Below are 20381 nucleotides of genomic sequence, written 5' to 3'. Positions count from 1 at the left end.
TGATGTATACAAATGTTAACTTAATATTATTTTTTGTAACACTAAGCTTTGTTGAACCAGTTCACAAATCGGCTATATATTTTGTAAATTTCAATGAATAAAAGAGGAAACTAAGTTCCTCATTCTTATTAAGAATTCCGACTGTTATGGTCGTATTTCTTTTAACTCTCTTTGAATAAAGTGTTGAATCATCTCTCGATATATTTTTTCCATCAGTAATGGATCCACACCATTCTTTGTAGCCAATTCACGTATTTTTTCAATCACTATTTCAACACGTTCAGGTGACTGTACATCTTGTATAGTTCTTTTAAAACGAACTGCCTGATCTACGTAATATTGGCGTAAACCAATTAATTCTGTTATAGCTTGATCAATTGAATCTATTTGTGCTCGAGCTTGCTGAAGGGTTTCGCATTTTTCTTTATTGATTTTCAATTGATTCGGTATCCCTGTGTTCAGATTCATTTTCACTTTTGTACTTTTGTTCTAACACATTACTGAAAATACTTTCAATCATCCATACACGATATAAGCTATTAAACACATAACTCTTTCCATCGATACGAAGCTCAAGCACTGGTAAATCAGGTTGTGATTTCATCTCACAGAGTAATTGATTTTCTTCTAGCTTTTGACTGATCGACTCTTCAGTGAGCGTCGTGATATTCAAGCTCTGTTTTAAGGCTTGAATATGAGGTCGATACGATAGATCTTTACCTTTACTCCAAACAGCCTGCAAGATTTCATACATTGCATCAAGACGTTGATCCTCAGGCACACTGTAAAACAATCGTGCTATTTCATATGTCGCCTGCTGAGTCGGTCGGCAAAACGGCGTGAATTTTACTTCTGTTCGTTTAGATAAACGCGTTGCCAAACTCCAATCAAATAAATCTCGTCCCTGATATTGCAATGGATAAACGGTAAGTTGGATATCGTAATAATCGGCAAGTTCTTCTTTAATATAAGCTAACAATAACCAAGAGATCGGATCTTCTAATGCAATATAGAGGTCCAACTCAGGATTCATCGCCTGAATCTCAGATAATTCCTCAGCATCATTCATTAGGTGTTCCCGCCACTCAATATGATTGATGAGAAAAATAGGATTACCAGTCAAGAGTTTTTGTTGTTTTAAACGGCGGGTCAATCTTAATAAATCATCTACCGCATGATACCGACGATCACCGAGCTCAAAAAAGCTTGCTAAAACTGGCGTGTGATCAAAAGTTCGCTCAGCGATTTGTTGTTCTTTTCGATGTCGACTGGCCATGACATACAAAGTACGTAATTTTCCATATTGCTGTTGCCACAACATATGGAAGACATCTTCCAATAAATAGAGAAAATTTTCACCTGTTAATGGGGTATTTCGTAAAATCGTTTCTGCCTGTTGAATCGCTTCAGCACTTGGTATTTCAGGCTTTTCATTATCGAATCCGAAACGATGCTGGTACGCTAAAATTTGGGCATCACGTAGACTGTAATCTTGCCACTCTTCAGGACTCATATCATTTGGAGCTTCAGCAGCAGTATCTGAGATAACAATTTTTAAAGGCTTAATTTCATCTTTTAAAATGTCATTTAATTGTGCCAATTGCTGGACTGCAAGATAACTATACACATCATCTAAACGAAGATAGATCGTTAAACCCTGCTCAGTTGACAAGACCTCTTGACGATTTGGTTTCTGATAAAACCAACTCGATCGTAGCGGATCAAACCAACGGCGTAACAATGACATGAGATGTGCCTCAGATGATTTTACTGGTAAATTATGTGCTCAAAGTATCGAATTCATCGCTTTTTTTAAAACTAAAAAAGTTTGAACGCGAGCAAAACTTATATCAAGACAAAGAGAATTGATCAATATTTATGACCTTTCTATCAAATATTGTCATTAATGTAATTGACGCTTTCAGATGAAATTCAAACTTTTAGTGATTAAAAAAGCATCCCAAAGGATGCTTTTTAATCATGATTGATCTAGTTTATAAGCAGATTAGATGTCACGTACCGCACCTTTTGCAGCACTTGTTGCATGCATTGCATACGCTTTCAGTGCTTTAGATACTTTACGTGGACGCTCTTTCGCAGGCTTCCAACCTTTAGCTTCTTGCACTTCACGGCGCGCTGCCAATACATCATCAGCAACTGCTAAGTGAATCGTACGGTTTGGAATATCAATTTCGATACGGTCGCCATCTTCAACTAAAGCAATTGCACCGCCTTCAGCCGCTTCTGGAGACACGTGACCAATTGAAAGACCTGATGAACCACCCGAGAAACGACCATCAGTCACAAGTGCACAGTCTTTACCTAAACCTTTTGATTTTAAGTAGCTTGTTGGATACAGCATTTCTTGCATACCCGGACCACCTTGTGGACCTTCGTAACGAATCAGAACCACGTCACCTGCTACGATTTTGCCGCCTAAGATTGCTTCTACTGCATCATCTTGGCTTTCAAATACGCGTGCTGTACCGTTAAATTTCAAAATCGAGTCATCTACACCAGCCGTTTTTACGATACAACCATCAAGTGCGATGTTACCGTAAAGGACTGCTAAACCGCCGTCTTTAGAGAAAGCATGTTCTGCATTACGAATCACGCCATTTTCACGGTCGCCATCAAGACGTGTGTAGTAACGGTCTTGTGAGAATGCTGTTTGTGTTGATACACCGCCCGGTGCTGATTTAAAGAAGTTATATACCTCTTCATTTTCAGTACGAATAATGTCCCACTTATCTAAAGCATCTTTCAATGTTTTTTCATGTACGGTTGGTACAGAAGTATCTAACAAACCTGCACGGTCTAATTCGCCAAGGATCGACATGATCCCGCCTGCACGATGGACATCTTCCATGTGAACATTTTTAACCGCAGGTGCAACTTTACACAGTACAGGCACTTTACGTGATAAACGATCGATATCGTCCATTGTAAAATCAACTTCTGCTTCATGCGCAGCCGCTAATAAGTGAAGTACTGTATTGGTAGAACCACCCATCGCGATATCTAAAGTCATGGCATTTTCATAAGCAGCTTTAGGGGCAATGTTGCGAGGTAATACGCTGTAATCGTTTTGTTCGTAATGGCGTTTTGTGATTTCAACAATCAACTGACCCGCACGCTCAAATAATTTTTTACGGTTGGCATGCGTTGCAAGTGTTGAACCATTACCCGGTAAAGATAAACCTAATGCTTCTGTTAAACAGTTCATTGAGTTTGCAGTAAACATCCCTGAACATGAACCACAAGTTGGACATGCAGAACGTTCGTATGCTTTTACTTCTTCATCTGTGTAGTTGTCGTCTGCAGCAACAATCATGGCATCCACAAGGTCAATCGCTTGTTCACCACCACGAATTTGGACTTTACCAGCTTCCATCGGGCCGCCTGAAACAAACACCACAGGAATGTTTAAGCGCATTGCCGCCATCAACATCCCTGGTGTGATTTTGTCACAGTTCGAGATACAAACCATTGCATCTGCACAGTGAGCATTGACCATGTATTCGACTGAGTCAGCAATCAAGTCACGCGATGGTAATGAATACAACATTCCGTCGTGACCCATTGCAATACCGTCGTCTACTGCGATTGTATTAAATTCTTTAGCTACACCACCCGCTTGTTCGATCTGACGTGCAACAAGCTGACCTAAGTCTTTAAGATGCACATGACCCGGTACGAATTGTGTGAATGAGTTGACTACTGCAATAATTGGTTTGCCAAAATCTTCGTCTTTCATTCCAGTTGCACGCCATAAGCCACGTGCACCCGCCATATTTCTTCCGTGTGTTGATGTTTTCGAACGATAGTCAGGCATTTTTATTTCCAACTTAAGCTGAGCTCGATGAATATGTATTCAATCTGGCTAAATGATACTGAAATATAAGGCTAAATCAGTTGAACCTTACTTCTATTATGACAGCTTTCTGATTAACAGTTAACCATTGCTTGCAATTGTTCGTATAGGTCTGATTTGCCCTCAACGATCTAAATCGATGTAAGAGATGTGATCTACTATAAACCCTTATCTGAAATCGTAATACAAAACTTTCATGAATCTTTTTTTAAAAATACATAAATTTTATTAATCACACCTTAAGCACAAAATGCACATGAAAACGTTTCAAATTACGACCTTATTTGGGCGAAAATCGCTTTTGGCATATAATGTTCTTTATATTGTTTTGGAAGTGTCTGAGTGAAAATCATCTTTGCGGGAACCCCTGAATTTGCAGCGAGTGCATTAGCAGCTTTGTTAAAGACTTCTCATGAAATTGTTGCTGTGTATACGCAGCCAGACCGTAAAGCAGGACGTGGACAAAAACTGACAGCGTCAGCGGTAAAGCAATTGGCGCTTGAGCACAATATTCCTGTTTACCAACCTTTACATTTTAAATCGTCGACTGAGGAAGGTTTGGCTGCTCAAGCTGAACTCAAGTCTTTCAATGCTGATGTGATGGTGGTCGCAGCATACGGTTTAATCTTGCCTCAAGTCGTTTTGGATACACCTAAATACGGCTGCTTGAATATTCATGGTTCCTTATTGCCTCGCTGGCGAGGTGCAGCCCCTATTCAACGTGCTATCGCGACAGGTGATACTGAAACAGGTATTACGATCATGAAAATGGCAGCTGGTCTAGACACTGGTGACATGATGTTTAAAACGATCTGTCCTATTACGGCTGAAGATACTTCCGCAACCTTACATGATAAACTGGCTCAACAAGGGGCTGAAGCCACTCTCGCTGTTTTAGAAAGTGAAGACACTTTAAAGCATTATTTAGATACACGTGAAGTTCAAGATGAATCACTTACAGTGTATGCTCATAAACTGTCGAAGGCTGAAGCTCAAATTAACTGGGCAAATGATGCTGTGACGATTGATCGTAATATCCGTGCTTTCAATCCTTGGCCCGTAGCTTTCACACCTATTGATGAATCCAACAATTTACGCATTTGGAATTCGAAACTTTCTCCACTCACTCCATCAACTCAACAAATCGGTGAAATCATCGCTGTCGATCAGGATGGTGTTCACGTTGTGTGTGGTGATCATCAAGTGATTTGCCTCACTCAACTTCAGTGGCCAGGCGGTAAAGCGCTCAATGCTGCACAAATTCTACAAAGTCAAAAATTGCAGCCAGGACAGATCTTCGCATGAGCCAACAATCTTCTCATTTAAATTTACGCGGACATGTGATTAAAACATTACTGGCCGTTCAGAATGGGCAATCCCTCACCTCTGTTCTTTCCCAACATCTTTCATTGGTTGGTGAGCGTGATCGGGCCTTATTTCATGAATTGACTTTAGGCACTTTACGCCAATGGCATGCACTTAAAGCAATTACTCTCCCTCTTCTGACTAAACCGCTCAACAATGAAACCGTTGAAAGCTGCCTATATTTAGGTTTATATCAACTGCTTTGCACGCGTATTCCAGCACATGCGGCTATCTCAGAAACGGTAACAGCCACCAAACAACTTGGTTTTGAAGCTTTAAGTGGCGTCGTGAATGCGATTCTACGTCGTGTTTCACGTGAAACTGAAGAATTCGGCGAAGCATTAGACCAAGCCCATGGTTTACCTAGTTGGCTATTTAAACGCTTGAAAAAAGATTGGCCAGAGCATCTTCAAATGCTTTCAGCTGAGCTTAAACTGGCTGCGCCTTTGACACTACGTGTAAATGAACGACAAGTAAGCCGTGAGGAATATTTAGATATTCTTGATGAAGAAGGGATTGATGCTCATCCATGTGAATGGTCCGATGTAGGCATTATCTTAGATCAATCCGTGCATATTCCTCACCTCCCTGGCTTTGAAGAAGGTGGTTTTTCTGTTCAGGATGAACATGCTCAACTTTGCGCGACCTTGTTGCCGAATCTTGATGATAAGATCGTAATTGATGCATGTGCGGCTCCAGGTGGAAAAACAGCACATATTTTAGAGTGTTATCGTCCTAAAAAGCTGTATGCGATCGATCACGACACAAAGCGTTTAAGCCGCGTAAGTGAAAACTTAGAGCGTCTTGCACTTAATCAGTATGCTCCAGTGGAAATACTCACTGCTGATGCTACGGTATGGTCTGCACCTGAACAGGCTGACTGTATTATTCTTGATGCACCGTGTTCTGCTATTGGAGTTGTACGACGTCATCCAGATATTCGTTTACTTCGCCAATCTACCGATATTCAACAAACGGTTGAACTTCAAAAACAAATTCTGAATCACATGTGGCTACAACTCAAAGTTGGCGGATCAATGCTTTATATTACCTGCTCGATTTTGAAAGCTGAAAATGAACACCAAATGATTGATTTCTTCAACACGCATGCAGATGCTCAAGAAATCAAATTAAATGTAAATTGGGGAATTGAACAAATCCACGGCCGTCAGTTATTGCCACAACAAGGTCATGGTGATGGATTCTATTATTGTTTAATTCAAAAGATTTAATGCTATTTTTTAAGATAGTTTATTTCTAATTTACCGACATATAAAAAAGCCATGACTCGTGTCATGGCTTTTTTAATATTGATCTGAAGTAGTTTAATCTTCAAGCTCATCTGGGTTTTTTGCCAAATGAATCATGGCTAAAATAAGACCACCCCATAACAGCACTGTTGAGATAATAAGCATCATTAAAGCAGAAGTATTCATCTTATTTCTCCTCAGGTCCATTGTCTTTTAGACGACTAAAAACAACCGCACAGAATACAAAGATTGCAACTACACCGCCACCAATTGGCAATAGAATCTCAATTGGATAACCGCCATAACCTTCAGTAAATATTGACTTCAAGGTCATCAATAGCGCAGCTAACAATGAGATTGGCGTAACTACAGTCAACATGAAGTTCCAACCAGCACCTAGCTTAATACTAGCATATTGATTTACATGCTCTTGAAGTTGCTTTAACAACGGTCGACGGAACCACGACACCAATACGATTGATAATAAGCCACCCGCGACAATACCAATATTATTGGCAAAGTAATCGATAATATCGACAAACGTAATCGCGCTGTGAGTTGAGAACAATAAAGTTGAAACAATTGCTGAACCACCTGCAATAATTGTCACAGCCTTCTTACGAGACCATCCTAACTTGTCTTGGAAACCTGCGATTGGAACTTGAAGAATACTGACCATGGATGTAATCCCTGCAACTGTTAAAGATGCAAAGAACAAGAAGCCAAATAAGTCTCCGCCAGCCCCCATGCTTGAAATGATTTTAGGGAAAGCGATAAAAGCTAAACCAATACCACCAGATACAACATCGTCAACTGAAGCACCCGCACTGTAGGCCATGAAACCTAATGCTGCAAATACCCCAATACCAGCTAAAATTTCAAAAGATGAATTTGCAAGAGCAACGACTAGTCCAGAACCAGTTAAATTCGTTTTTTTCTTCAAATACGAAGCGTAGGTCAACATAATCCCGAAACCAACGGATAACGAGAAAAAGATATGGCCAAATGCAGCTAACCACACTTTATAGTTGCCCATTGCTTCCCAGTTTGGTGTAAAGAATGCATTTAAACCTTGGACAGCACCTGGTAAACGAATAGCTTGAATCACGAGAATCGTAAATAAAACCACCAATAATGGCATAAAGATCTTATTCGACAATTCCACGCCTTTCTTCACCCCACCATACAGGATGAACATAACGATCGCCCAAACGACAACCAAACCTATAAATAAGGTCGGAACAAATCCAAATGCTAAGCCTTCGCCATTCTGAAGATAGGTGGTGAAAAAGAATTTTTCTGTATCACTTCCCCACTGTTGACCAAATGAGTAGAACATATAACTACCCGCCCATGACAATACACTGGCATAGTAAATACCAATAATTAATGTCACAGCGACTTGCCACCAACCCAATGATTCACCATTCATCAACTTCTTGTAAGCTGTAGGTGGGGCCTTACGGTATTTATGTCCAACTGCATAATCTAAAAATAAAAGTGGAAGACCGGCAGCAAAAATTGCAACCAGATAAGGGATTAAAAATGCCCCGCCACCATTTTCATATGCGACATAGGGAAAACGCCAAATATTGCCTAAACCTACTGCAGAACCAATAGCTGCAATAATAAAACCTGATCTGGCGCTCCAATTTTCACGTGAAGCTGTCATATAGTACCTAATCCGTAAATGGGTACACGCTTACTGCTATTGTTGATGTTATCTCGCAAGTAATTGCATACCATTAAAATTTTGTTGTTTGAATCAGAAACGGCCTTTTGAGCATTTTTTTCGAATTACAAACCACCCCTTATTTAATATTCTTGGTTAAAGAAAGATGAAATAAAGGATGTTTAATGAATCAACAATAGCGCTTTTAATCAGATTTTTCTGTAATTAATTCAGGAAAAAACTGTGTTTCATCATTTTTTTATTCTTATTGATTAATTTTTAACTCAATATGTTTATTTTTAAATCACAGCGTTAATCTAAACTAAATAATTTAAAAGGAGCGTTATGCTCCTTTTAACATAAATAATAATTTATCCTTGTTTAATCACAAGCAATCGCTCTTCTTGCATATCTCGAATTGCTGATTGAATCCCTTCTCGACCTAGACCTGAATCTTTAACACCACCATAAGGCATGTTATCCACACGGAATGATGGAATATCATTAATGATGACACCACCTACATGTAAATGATTCCACGCATACATCATTTTATTCAGACTTTGTGTATAAACGCCAGCTTGCAGACCAAATCGACTTTGATTAATTGTAGCAATGCCTTTTTCAAAATCTTTATACTTCTCTAGAATAGCTACTGGCCCAAAAGCTTCATCTTTATAAATTTCTAAAGACGTATCAACATTTTCTAGCAATATTGGATCAAATAAAGCCCCTTTTACCTGACCTTCGACTAAAACTTTGGCGCCTTTCTTTACCGCTTTATCGACCCATTTTTTAAGCCTTTTAGCTTCTCCCTCCTTGATCATAGGGCCACATAAGGTCAAGTCTGAATTTGGATCGCTCGCTTTGATTTTTTTAATTTTGGAAATTAATTTCTTCTTTAAATCAGTATAAATATTTTCATGGACTAAAATTCTTTGGACACTAATACAAACTTGACCTGCATGGTTATAAGCTCCCCCAATAAGACGATCAATTAACACATCAGATATTTCAGTATCAGGTTCAATTAAAACAGCAGCATTTCCACCAAGCTCTAAGGTGACTTTTTTTCGACCAGCACGTGCTTTCATATCCCAACCGACTTCATCCGATCCAGTAAAACTGAGTAATTTGAATCGGTCATCGGTTACCAAGATATCTGCCTGTTCGCGAGGACAAGGTAAAACTGAAAATGCACCTTGAGGTAAATCAGTTTCAGCCAACACTTCTGCAATTTTTAGAGCAGAAACTGGTGTAAGTGACGCAGGTTTCAGTACGAAAGGACACCCTGCTGCAATTGCAGGTGCAATTTTATGAGCAGTTAAATTAAGTGGAAAATTAAAAGGACTAATTAATGATATAGCACCAATCGGAACATGTTTAATCATACCTGTATAACCCTGTGCAGCAGCTGTTACAGCCAATGGCATTAAACGCCCATCGTCCATTTGTGTAACAGCATCAGCAGCGATTTGAAAGGTATTTATAAGACGCTCAACTTCAGCCTGAGCTGCTTTTAATGGCTTTCCACCCTCTGCAATCAAAATTGCAGTTAATTCCTCTCTCATTTCGCTAAAGCGTTTGACACAATGTAATAAAATCTTTTGCTTTTGAAATGGTTCTAATTTTGCCATCGCCTGTTCTGCATCAATTGCAGATTGGATTGCTTTTTCTAAAGTATTTGCATCTGCTAAGGCTACTCGGGCAAATATTTTTTGGCTAAATTTATCTTTTACTTCAAGCCATTGACCTGTTTGGGATGCTTTAGAGGCAACATAAAGAGAATAATCACACTCAATTTTTTTTTCTGAATTGGTCATCACGTATCCTTAAATATATTCGGATTTAAAACTTTTAAATTCACTATATCATGACCTCTCAAGCAACTTCTGTTCATGAGTAATTAAGTAATATATTTTTCACTCTTACTTTTTATTATGTAAATGCCTCTATTGCATCTCGCATGCATTTTAGTCACTCATTATTTAAAGCATTAAAAGACAACCACGACCAATTGATTAGGCGATCATTTTTCTATGTACACAGGTGTACCAATAGAAATTAATCATACTTTATGAATTTGAGCATCAGATGGATAAGAGAGGTTGCTATAACTGTTCAAGACATAAAATTTATCGTCTATATGATTATTTATTTCAATTTATATATATAAAAAAACACCCCCTTGTATTGAAGGGGGTGTTTAGAATAATGAGCTGGCGATGACTTACTCTCACATGGGTAACCCCACACTACCATCAGCGCTAAGAGGTTTCACTTCTGAGTTCGGGAAGGGATCAGGTGGTTCACTCTTGCTATTGTCGCCAGCACAACTGTTGTGACTTTGCTTGGGTCTTATTCGCATATATTGTTTGCGTGCCTTTGCTTGGTCAAAGAAGTTATTAACAGCTATTTGAGTTGCTTTAGTTTGTGCAGTTTAGCGTTTTATCTAACTAAATCAAGTTATTTGTCATGATTTGAACCACAACACCAACTGTTTGGGTGTTGTATAGTCAAGCCTCACGAGTAATTAGTATTGGTCAGCTTCATACGTCACCGTACTTCCACATCCAACCTATCAACGTTGTAGTCTTCAACGGCTCTTTAGAGGACATAAAGTCCTTGGGAAATCTAATCTTGAGGTAGGCTTCCCGCTTAGATGCTTTCAGCGGTTATCCCTTCCGAACATAGCTACCCGGCGATGCGACTGGCGTCACAACCGGTACACCAGAGGTTCGTCCACTCTGGTCCTCTCGTACTAGGAGCAGATCCTCTCAAATTTCCAACGCCCACGGTAGATAGGGACCGAACTGTCTCACGACGTTCTAAACCCAGCTCGCGTACCTCTTTAAATGGCGAACAGCCATACCCTTGGGACCTGCTTCAGCCCCAGGATGAGATGAGCCGACATCGAGGTGCCAAACACCGCCGTCGATATGAACTCTTGGGCGGTATCAGCCTGTTATCCCCAGAGTACCTTTTATCCGTTGAGCGATGGCCCTTCCATACAGAACCACCGGATCACTAAGACCTACTTTCGTACCTGCTCGACTTGTGGGTCTCGCAGTTAAGCGCGCTTTTGCCTTTATACTCTACGCGTGATTTCCGACCACGCTGAGCGCACCTTCGTACTCCTCCGTTACTCTTTAGGAGGAGACCGCCCCAGTCAAACTACCCACCAGACATGGTCCTCGCTCCAGATAATGGAGCAGAGTTAGAACCTCAATATTACCAGGGTGGTATTTCAAGGACGGCTCCATAGAAACTGGCGTTTCTACTTCAAAGCCTCCCACCTATCCTACACAAGTAAGATCAAAGTTCAATGTCAAGCTGCAGTAAAGGTTCACGGGGTCTTTCCGTCTAGCCGCGGGTACACCGCATCTTCACGGCGAATTCGATTTCACTGAGCCTCTGCTGGAGACAGCGCCGCCATCATTATGCCATTCGTGCAGGTCGGAACTTACCCGACAAGGAATTTCGCTACCTTAGGACCGTTATAGTTACGGCCGCCGTTTACTGGGGCTTCGATCAAGAGCTTCGCTTACGCTAACCCCATCAATTAACCTTCCAGCACCGGGCAGGCATCACACCCTATACGTCCACTTTCGTGTTTGCAGAGTGCTATGTTTTTAATAAACAGTTGCAGCGGCCTGGTTTCTGAGGCTGCCAGTAGCTCAAGGAGCAAGTCCTATCACCGCCGGCAGCGTACCTTCTCCCGAAGTTACGGTACCATTTTGCCTAGTTCCTTCAGCAGAGTTCTCTCAAGCGCTTTGGTCTACTCGACCTGACCACCTGTGTCGGTTTCGGGTACGATTCCTGTGTAACTGAAGCTTAGAGACTTTTCCTGGAAGTATGGTATCAGCCACTTCGCTAGTAAACTAGCTTGCTATCGATTCTCAGCATAGAGTACCCCGGATTTGCCTAAGATACATGCCTACAATCTTCCACCTGGACAACCAACGCCAGGCTGACTTAACCTTCTCCGTCCTCTCATCGCATTACACAGAAGTATTGGAATATTAACCAATTTCCCATCGACTACGCCTCTCGGCCTCGCCTTAGGGGTCGACTCACCCAGCCCCGATTAACGTTGGACTGGAACCCTTGGTCTTTCAGCGAACGGGTTTTTCACCCGTTTTATCGTTACTCACGTCAGCATTCGCACTTCTGATACCTCCAGCAGACTTCTCAATCCACCTTCATCGGCTTACAGAACGCTCCCCTACCACTTGCAATAAATTGCAAATCCGCAGCTTCGGTACATAGTTTTAGCCCCGTTACATCTTCCGCGCAGGCCGACTCGACTAGTGAGCTATTACGCTTTCTTTAAAGGGTGGCTGCTTCTAAGCCAACCTCCTAGCTGTCTATGCCTTCCCACATCGTTTCCCACTTAACTATGATTTAGGGACCTTAGCTGGCGGTCTGGATTGTTTTCCTCTTGACTACGGACGTTAGCACCCGCAGTCTGTCTCCCGGATAGTACTCATTGGTATTCGGAGTTTGCATCGGTTTGGTAAGTCGGGATGACCCCCTAGCCGAAACAGTGCTCTACCCCCAATGGTATTCGTCCGAGGCGCTACCTAAATAGCTTTCGGGGAGAACCAGCTATCACCAGGCTTGATTAGCCTTTCACCCCTATCCACAAGTCATCCCCTGGCTTTTCAACGACAGTGGGTTCGGTCCTCCAGTAAGTGTTACCTCACCTTCAACCTGCTCATGGATAGATCGCCTGGTTTCGGGTCTACACCCAGCAACTAAACGCCCTATTAAGACTCGATTTCTCTACGGCTCCCCTATTCGGTTAACCTTGCTACTGAATGTAAGTCGCTGACCCATTATACAAAAGGTACGCAGTCACATCACGAAGATGCTCCCACTGCTTGTATGCATGCGGTTTCAGGATCTATTTCACTCCCCTCACAGGGGTTCTTTTCGCCTTTCCCTCACGGTACTGGTTCACTATCGGTCAGTCAGGAGTATTTAGCCTTGGAGGATGGTCCCCCCATATTCAGACAAGGTTTCACGTGCCCCGCCCTACTCGACATCATCATGTAAGCCCTTTCGTGTACAGGACTATCACCTACTATGGTTGCACTTCCCAGAGCATTCCACTAAAGCTTACATAACTTAATGGGCTTTTCCCCTTTCGCTCGCCGCTACTGAGGGAATCTCAATTGATTTCTTTTCCTACGGGTACTGAGATGTTTCACTTCCCCGCGTTTGCCTTGCAACACTATGTATTCATGTTGCAATACCTATCTTATGATAGGTGGGTTCCCCCATTCAGATATCTCCGGATCACAGGATATTTGCCGCCTCCCCGGAGCTTTTCGCAGGCTATCACGTCTTTCATCGCCTCTGACTGCCAAGGCATCCACCACATGCACTTAATTACTTGACTATACAACCCCAAACAGTCGTTCGATCCTACAAGTAGATCGTTCAACATTACAGTTTGAAGTACTGTGTATCTAAACACTGTACAGCTTCAATTCAAATTCATATACCAAAACGCTTGATTCAGTTAATTTCGCTAGTTCTCATTTCAATCACTTCAACTCAATAACTTACGTTATCTCGTTTCCGCTCTTTCTATGAGTATGAACAAATTATTTCAACTCAAATATATGCTGTTAATGATTCACTACGTCTTCGTCAGATCGCAGTCAACTGTGATAAATCACAGAGCTTAATAATCAAGGCGTGCAGTATACACAGCTTTATTACTAAGCTCTATAAGCTATCAACTCGTTTGCTTACTACGTATTCGAATGAATACGTGGTGGAGACTAGGAGAGTCGAACTCCTGACCTCCTGCGTGCAAAGCAGGCGCTCTACCAACTAAGCTAAGTCCCCAGCTTATCATTTAGATCAATGTATCTTTCTTCTGTATGAATTGCTTCGTCAGTAGTGGTGGGTCTGACAAGACTTGAACTTGTGACCCCACGCTTATCAAGCGTGTGCTCTAACCAACTGAGCTACAGACCCTCAGATACATCGTCATGAAGAACAACTTGTTGTGGATTCTTACCAATCGTCAATCTTTCGTTAAGGAGGTGATCCAGCCGCAGGTTCCCCTACGGCTACCTTGTTACGACTTCACCCCAGTCATCGGCCACACCGTGGTAAGCGTCCTCCTTACGGTTAGACTACCTACTTCTGGTGCAACAAACTCCCATGGTGTGACGGGCGGTGTGTACAAGGCCCGGGAACGTATTCACCGCGGCATTCTGATCCGCGATTACTAGCGATTCCGACTTCATGGAGTCGAGTTGCAGACTCCAATCCGGACTACGATCGGCTTTTTGAGATTAGCATCCTATCGCTAGGTAGCAACCCTTTGTACCGACCATTGTAGCACGTGTGTAGCCCTGGTCGTAAGGGCCATGATGACTTGACGTCGTCCCCGCCTTCCTCCAGTTTGTCACTGGCAGTATCCTTAAAGTTCCCGGCTTAACCCGCTGGCAAATAAGGAAAAGGGTTGCGCTCGTTGCGGGACTTAACCCAACATCTCACGACACGAGCTGACGACAGCCATGCAGCACCTGTATGTAAGTTCCCGAAGGCACCAATCCATCTCTGGAAAGTTCTTACTATGTCAAGACCAGGTAAGGTTCTTCGCGTTGCATCGAATTAAACCACATGCTCCACCGCTTGTGCGGGCCCCCGTCAATTCATTTGAGTTTTAGTCTTGCGACCGTACTCCCCAGGCGGTCTACTTATCGCGTTAGCTGCGCCACTAAAGCCTCAAAGGCCCCAACGGCTAGTAGACATCGTTTACGGCATGGACTACCAGGGTATCTAATCCTGTTTGCTCCCCATGCTTTCGTACCTCAGCGTCAGTATTAGGCCAGATGGCTGCCTTCGCCATCGGTATTCCTCCAGATCTCTACGCATTTCACCGCTACACCTGGAATTCTACCATCCTCTCCCATACTCTAGCTTCCCAGTATCGAATGCAATTCCCAAGTTAAGCTCGGGGATTTCACATCCGACTTAAAAAGCCGCCTACGCACGCTTTACGCCCAGTAAATCCGATTAACGCTCGCACCCTCTGTATTACCGCGGCTGCTGGCACAGAGTTAGCCGGTGCTTATTCTGCGAGTAACGTCCACTATCCAAGAGTATTAATCTTAGTAGCCTCCTCCTCGCTTAAAGTGCTTTACAACCAAAAGGCCTTCTTCACACACGCGGCATGGCTGGATCAGGCTTCCGCCCATTGTCCAATATTCCCCACTGCTGCCTCCCGTAGGAGTCTGGGCCGTGTCTCAGTCCCAGTGTGGCGGATCATCCTCTCAGACCCGCTACAGATCGTCGCCTTGGTAGGCCTTTACCCCACCAACTAGCTAATCCGACTTAGGCTCATCTATTAGCGCAAGGCCCGAAGGTCCCCTGCTTTCTCCCGTAGGACGTATGCGGTATTAGCATCCCTTTCGAGATGTTGTCCCCCACTAATAGGCAGATTCCTAAGCATTACTCACCCGTCCGCCGCTAGGTCCAGTAGCAAGCTACCTTCCCCCGCTCGACTTGCATGTGTTAAGCCTGCCGCCAGCGTTCAATCTGAGCCATGATCAAACTCTTCAGTTTAAAATCAATAGTACCTAAAGGGTACCAATCTTGGCTCATCAATTACTGACAAAAAATTTGCTCAAATAAACTTCGAGAAATTTCTACCAATTATCAATGATAATATATATCGATCAATCAACCAGTAAAAATCCACACAAGTTGTTCTTCATAATCTCTTAATGATCTTTCTAACATCTCGTCAATGCTAGAAGCTGGACTCGAAACACTTAACAACTCAGCAACCTGCTTCGTTCGTCTCCGTGTATCTCGTCGGTATGGGGTGCATTCTAGAGCATTTCGAAATCATTGCAAGTGCTTTTAACCCCATGTTTTATTGAGTGTTCTATTTTTATGCACCATTATGATTCATTAATAATCACATTTACACTTAACCCTATAATATTGAAGCAGAAATATTAATTTAATATTTCTGCTTCTTTTTTTAATCACTATTTCGCTTTTGAAGGTTTTATATTCACACTTAAAATTTTAATAGGATTTTTTGGCACATCTTGATGCATACCAAATCTACCAGTAGGCACTTTTGCAATTTTATCGACAACATCCATGCCTTTAGTTACCTGACCAAACACAGCATAACCAGGATTCATTGGCGCTTTATTTAGAAAATCATTATCCGCAATATTGATAAAAAATTGGCTTGTTGCTGAATCAGGCTGGTTTGTACGTGCCATGGCTAAAGTGCCACGGTTATTCTTTAAGCCATTATAAGACTCGTTCTTGATTGGAGGTCGATTCGCTTTTTCTTTCATCGATACATCTAATCCTCCACCTTGGATCATGAACCCTGGAATAACCCGATGGAAGATTGTGCCGTTATAAAAATTAGCTTTCGCATAAGTTTCAAAGTTCTTTACTGAAATCGGAGCTTTATCATTAAACAACTCGATTTCGATATCTCCTGCTGATGTTTTGATTTGCATATGCGTATTTGCTGCCAAAGACAAAGTACTCATCGCCGCAACAGAAGCACCTAACATCATTTTTTTTAACATACGCTATCCTCTTATTGATGTTTTATCTTATCTATTATTCATGAATCAATCGCCAGAAAAGATTCAGTTTTTTGTTAAGCATCAAAGTATTTTTATTCGATTACTCTATATAAAGAAAAAATCCTGAGTTTCGTTTAAATCTCAGGATTTGAAAGTAAGGATCTATTAACTATTTTTATCCCAAAATCTTCTAAACTCTTTACTCATTTCAATCAACAATTTTTTAGAACGCCCTGAGATTAGCGTTAGATTAATAAATCCGTGTGTTTGATCTTCAAAATCTTGATACAACACTTTAGTGCCATTTTGACGTAATTTGTGGGCGTAAATTTTGCCTTCATCATGCAATACATCATGTCCCGCTGTAACAACATAAGCTGGTGCCAATTTTTTTAGATTGCCGTATGTTGGGGAGATTAGTGGATTATCCAAAGCAACTTTATGTCTTGTCGCGTAGTATTCTGTCACATAGTCAATATCGCTGTTGGTTAATACTAAACCATCTTTATACGCAAAGAATGATGGATGACGACTTTTGAAATCTACCGCAGGATATATTAAAAATTGAGCTTGAGGCGCATAACTGGCATTTAATGCACGTTGAGCAACGACAGCACTAATATTACCGCCAGCACTATCTCCTGCTATAGCAATACGGTTTTTTAAGATTTTAAAGTGACGGCGATTTTGATATACCCATGCCAATGCATCTTCACATGATTGAATCAATGATTGTGGAGAAACTTCTGGTGCTAAAGGATAATCAATACTGATTACTTGTGCTTTTGCATAATTCGCAATGATTCGGCACGCTTCATCATGTGTATTCACACTTCCGACAACAAACCCACCACCATGATAAAATACAATCATTGGTAGTTTTTTATTCGGAGCAGGATGATAATGTCTGGCAAATACAGTACCACTTTGTAAAGGAAGACGAATATCTTCTACATATTGAACATGAGATGATTTATGTGTGATGGATTGGATTTGATTTTCAAATTCTTTTCTTGATTTATCAATATCAGCGCCAATAAAGCCTGATTTTCCTTGTTTCAACTGTGCAGCCATCAAGCATTTTGTAAAGCTATCGAGTTGAGGATAGTCATAGGGATAGCCAAGTAACTTCACTAGAGATTCTTGAACGATCTTCGGGAGTCGATCTAATGCACGTCCTGCAGAACCCTGACCATTTTCAAGTAATTGTTGTATTTTTTGATTCACGATTCCGATCCTTTTAAAAATCTGTATTCTTCATAATTTCTACACGATCAGCCATTTCATGACTATTTTGTTAACTAAGTCTACTGATCAATATACAAACTTCAATTCCATTTACGCTAATCTGACTATAGCAGTCTTGTCATTGACTATTTAATCCAACATCAGGAATTTTTTGGTTGTCCTGATTCAACATATAAAGGTGAAAGCTATGGCAATAAAAGTAATGATAATGTCATTGGCCACAGCAGTTCTTGCAGTCGGTTGTGTGGCCTTCCCTGACGATGGCCCTTATTATAATGGTAATTATGACCATCGTTATGATCGTGATTATGATCGCAACTATGACCGTCAACGTTGGGAGAGAGAACGCGCACAACGTTTACATCAACAGCGCCTTGAACAAGAAAAGCGCAAACGTGAATATGAACGTCAACGCCAACAACGTGAATTAGCAGATCGACGTAATAAAGAACGTGCTGAGCATGATCGTCGTAAACAGATTGAACAACGTCAAAAGGAAATTCTAAAACAACGTCAAGCTGAACGTAATCGTTGGAATCAAGATAATCGTAAAAAATCGATTGAAGAACAACGTAAGCGCTTAGAACAGGACCGCAAGAAGCGAGAACAGGAACGTCAACACGATCGCCGAGATCGTTAAGCTTTCTTGGACTCAAGACAATTGATTTAAAGTTACCTCACAAACCTAACATTCACATTTGAATGTTAGGTTTTTTTAAGTGCTGTGATTCTAAAAATAGACAGTAAAGGCATCCTATTTACTCTCTATTCTCTGCTTTTTCATAAAATTTAATCCATTATAAGCAGTTTAAATGAATTAAATTTCATTGCATTTTACTCAACAACTTGAGGGGCTTCTGCACCTTCAGCTGGGACAGCTTGAATCGGTTCAGCAGACTCTACACTTGGGTCAGCTTGTACAGCCACACCATTTTGGGTATCCATTTCAGTAGTTGCCGCTTGCGCTATTGAAGCATCTGTTTGTGTGGTCGCTTGAGCAGTTTCAGCAGATTGGTTTGAAGTACAACCTACAGTAGCAAAACCAATAGCTGCAAATGCCAGGGAAATGAGACCTAATTTTTTCATTGTTTAATTCCTTACTTGAAACATTCAAAGTCAGAGTTAACTTTGAAGGCTTATCATTCCTGACTTTTTTATTTCATGCGTCAGTTCTTGGTTCAAGTTTCGATGACTTCAGGTTGAACTTATGAAAAAAGTGTAAAGAAAATGCAATTCAACTTTTATAGTTGAATATATCTCCTAAGCCATTTATTTAATTTATTTTTTAGTGAATATGTGGTGCGATATAAACCCTTTTTGAAGGTGACTGAATCACAGTGTGGCTACACGGTATATCGGTTGCTTAACATTGTTACTCAGATCTCGACAAGCAAAAAAAAACTCATCCAAGGAGGTTGGATGAGCTATTAAAAAGCAAAAACAAAATAAATAGAAACTACAGCGTTAGTATCTGGTTAAAGATAATACAGATTTGATTCTTTAAAAGGAAAGACTTGTTTTATCTGAATCTATATTTTTTATATATAAAATATACACTAAATCATATTTTTATAATCTTTCTCCAGTTCATCTCCTCGTCTTATTCTAGACTTTAGATTTCTCTAAATGAATCGAAAAATTTTCATTCCTTGTTCTAAAGATGAATTTAGTAGAAATAAACATCGTTTAAGCTTGAATTATTTATAGTCGCCCACATTACCTTAGTATTGATGAATTACACACGCATGGCAGTTCAGATTAACGCAGTTAACACTGATGCCAAAGGACTGTACATGTTTAAAAACCCATTTAAGCGGAGATCTTCCATGGCAAATGAGCAAAACGAACAAACTCAGGACGTTCAAACGGAACAAACTGAACAGCAAGTTGAAAATCAACAAGCTGAAGTCGAAGTTTCTGTAGAAGACCTTCAAGCGCAAATCGCAACGCTGACTGAAAACTTAAAATATGAAAAAGCAGTTGCTGCAAATGCGAAGTATGAAGCAGAAAAAACTAAAGAACGTTTAGAGCGTGAGGCGGATACTGCGAAAAAATTTGCTTTAGAGAAATTTGCAAAAGAATTATTGGATTCAGTTGACAACCTTGAACGTGCAATTGCTGCTGCAGGTGATAAAAAAACTCCTTTATCAGAAGGTGTAGAACTCACACTGAAGTCATTATTAGCAACATTAGAAAAATTTGGTGTTGTGGCAGTTGACACTGAAAATGGTTTTAATGCTGATTTGCATCAAGCAGTTGGTATTGCCCCAGATGCAAAAGCGGGTGAGATTGGTACGGTACTTCAAAAAGGTTACACCCTTTCTGGCCGTTTACTTCGTCCTGCAATGGTCATGGTAGGCCAATAAGTCAAGAAATACGGGAGT

At 41.0% G+C, this 20381-nt stretch carries 13 protein-coding genes, 2 tRNA genes and 3 rRNA genes; 4 read left to right on the top strand and 14 right to left on the bottom strand.

Annotation, left to right across the window (positions count from 1 at the left end):
• Nucleotides 1-144: 144 nt before the first annotated feature.
• The 3 genes from AC1M9E_RS00170 to ilvD form a co-directional block, all read right to left on the bottom strand.
• Entirely contained in the window at nt 145-432 is a 288-nt protein-coding gene (locus AC1M9E_RS00170; protein WP_035270424.1) for a chorismate mutase, read from the bottom strand.
• Nucleotides 425-1747, bottom strand: coding sequence for a hypothetical protein (locus AC1M9E_RS00165; RefSeq protein ID WP_481587757.1), 1323 nt, complete (start codon nt 1745-1747; stop codon nt 425-427). The genes AC1M9E_RS00170 and AC1M9E_RS00165 overlap by 8 nt, the downstream gene beginning before the upstream one ends.
• A 258-nt stretch (nt 1748-2005) precedes the next feature.
• Complete coding sequence (gene ilvD, locus AC1M9E_RS00160; protein WP_488224883.1) at nt 2006-3835, bottom strand: dihydroxy-acid dehydratase; 1830 nt, start codon at nt 3833-3835, stop codon at nt 2006-2008.
• A gap of 381 nt (nt 3836-4216) precedes the next feature.
• Here ilvD and fmt point away from each other — a divergent pair, with 381 nt between their 5' ends.
• Together fmt and rsmB are read left to right on the top strand one after the other, a co-directional pair.
• Nucleotides 4217-5179, top strand: coding sequence for a methionyl-tRNA formyltransferase (fmt, locus tag AC1M9E_RS00155; RefSeq protein WP_488224882.1), 963 nt, complete (start codon nt 4217-4219; stop codon nt 5177-5179).
• Nucleotides 5176-6471, top strand: a complete 1296-nt coding sequence (gene rsmB, locus AC1M9E_RS00150) for a 16S rRNA (cytosine(967)-C(5))-methyltransferase RsmB (RefSeq protein WP_481587759.1) — start codon at nt 5176-5178, stop codon at nt 6469-6471. The genes fmt and rsmB overlap by 4 nt, the downstream gene beginning before the upstream one ends.
• A 93-nt stretch (nt 6472-6564) precedes the next feature.
• Here the strand turns inward: rsmB and AC1M9E_RS00145 are convergent, their stop codons facing one another.
• From AC1M9E_RS00145 to AC1M9E_RS00100, 10 genes are all read right to left on the bottom strand, one after another.
• Nucleotides 6565-6675: a methionine/alanine import family NSS transporter small subunit gene (locus AC1M9E_RS00145; protein WP_081403317.1), complete on the bottom strand. Its 111-nt coding sequence runs from the start codon at nt 6673-6675 to the stop codon at nt 6565-6567.
• Nucleotide 6676: 1 nt separating this feature from the next.
• On the bottom strand, nt 6677-8161 hold the full coding sequence (locus AC1M9E_RS00140; RefSeq protein WP_481587760.1) for a sodium-dependent transporter: 1485 nt from the start codon (nt 8159-8161) through the stop codon (nt 6677-6679).
• Nucleotides 8162-8532: 371 nt separating this feature from the next.
• A complete protein-coding gene (locus tag AC1M9E_RS00135; RefSeq protein WP_481587761.1) occupies nt 8533-9984 on the bottom strand; it encodes an aldehyde dehydrogenase family protein in 1452 nt (483 codons plus the stop codon).
• 394 nt (nt 9985-10378) lie between these two features.
• A 5S ribosomal RNA gene (rrf, locus tag AC1M9E_RS00130) occupies nt 10379-10493 on the bottom strand.
• 180 nt (nt 10494-10673) lie between these two features.
• Nucleotides 10674-13565: ribosomal RNA gene (locus AC1M9E_RS00125) — 23S ribosomal RNA — on the bottom strand.
• Between the two features lie 379 nt (nt 13566-13944).
• Nucleotides 13945-14020 (bottom strand) — tRNA-Ala (locus tag AC1M9E_RS00120).
• 55 nt (nt 14021-14075) lie between these two features.
• Nucleotides 14076-14152: transfer RNA gene (locus tag AC1M9E_RS00115), tRNA-Ile, on the bottom strand.
• Nucleotides 14153-14213: 61 nt separating this feature from the next.
• Nucleotides 14214-15751: ribosomal RNA gene (locus tag AC1M9E_RS00110) — 16S ribosomal RNA — on the bottom strand.
• Together the 16S, 23S and 5S rRNA genes with 2 tRNA genes alongside form the textbook arrangement of a ribosomal RNA operon.
• Before the next feature lie 431 nt (nt 15752-16182).
• Nucleotides 16183-16749: a peptidylprolyl isomerase gene (locus AC1M9E_RS00105; RefSeq protein WP_481589581.1), complete on the bottom strand. Its 567-nt coding sequence runs from the start codon at nt 16747-16749 to the stop codon at nt 16183-16185.
• Nucleotides 16750-16914: 165 nt separating this feature from the next.
• A complete protein-coding gene (locus AC1M9E_RS00100; protein ID WP_488225219.1) occupies nt 16915-17985 on the bottom strand; it encodes an alpha/beta hydrolase in 1071 nt (356 codons plus the stop codon).
• A gap of 199 nt (nt 17986-18184) precedes the next feature.
• On the opposite strand from AC1M9E_RS00100, the gene AC1M9E_RS00095 reads away from it, so the two are divergent.
• The gene (locus tag AC1M9E_RS00095; protein WP_488224881.1) at nt 18185-18637 is read left to right on the top strand and encodes a hypothetical protein; all 453 of its coding nucleotides are present in this window, start codon (nt 18185-18187) and stop codon (nt 18635-18637) included.
• A gap of 194 nt (nt 18638-18831) precedes the next feature.
• On the opposite strand, the gene AC1M9E_RS00090 is transcribed toward AC1M9E_RS00095, so the two are convergent.
• Nucleotides 18832-19083 (bottom strand): hypothetical protein, encoded by a 252-nt coding sequence (locus tag AC1M9E_RS00090; protein ID WP_035269475.1) that lies wholly within the window; start codon nt 19081-19083, stop codon nt 18832-18834.
• A gap of 740 nt (nt 19084-19823) precedes the next feature.
• On the opposite strand from AC1M9E_RS00090, the gene grpE reads away from it, so the two are divergent.
• Nucleotides 19824-20363, top strand: a complete 540-nt coding sequence (grpE, locus tag AC1M9E_RS00085) for a nucleotide exchange factor GrpE (RefSeq protein WP_488224880.1) — start codon at nt 19824-19826, stop codon at nt 20361-20363.
• The last annotated feature ends 18 nt before the right edge of the window (nt 20364-20381 follow it).

This window comes from Acinetobacter sp. 24-47-47, from assembly GCF_057737035.1.
This window is presented reverse-complemented; position numbering and strand designations above follow the sequence as displayed.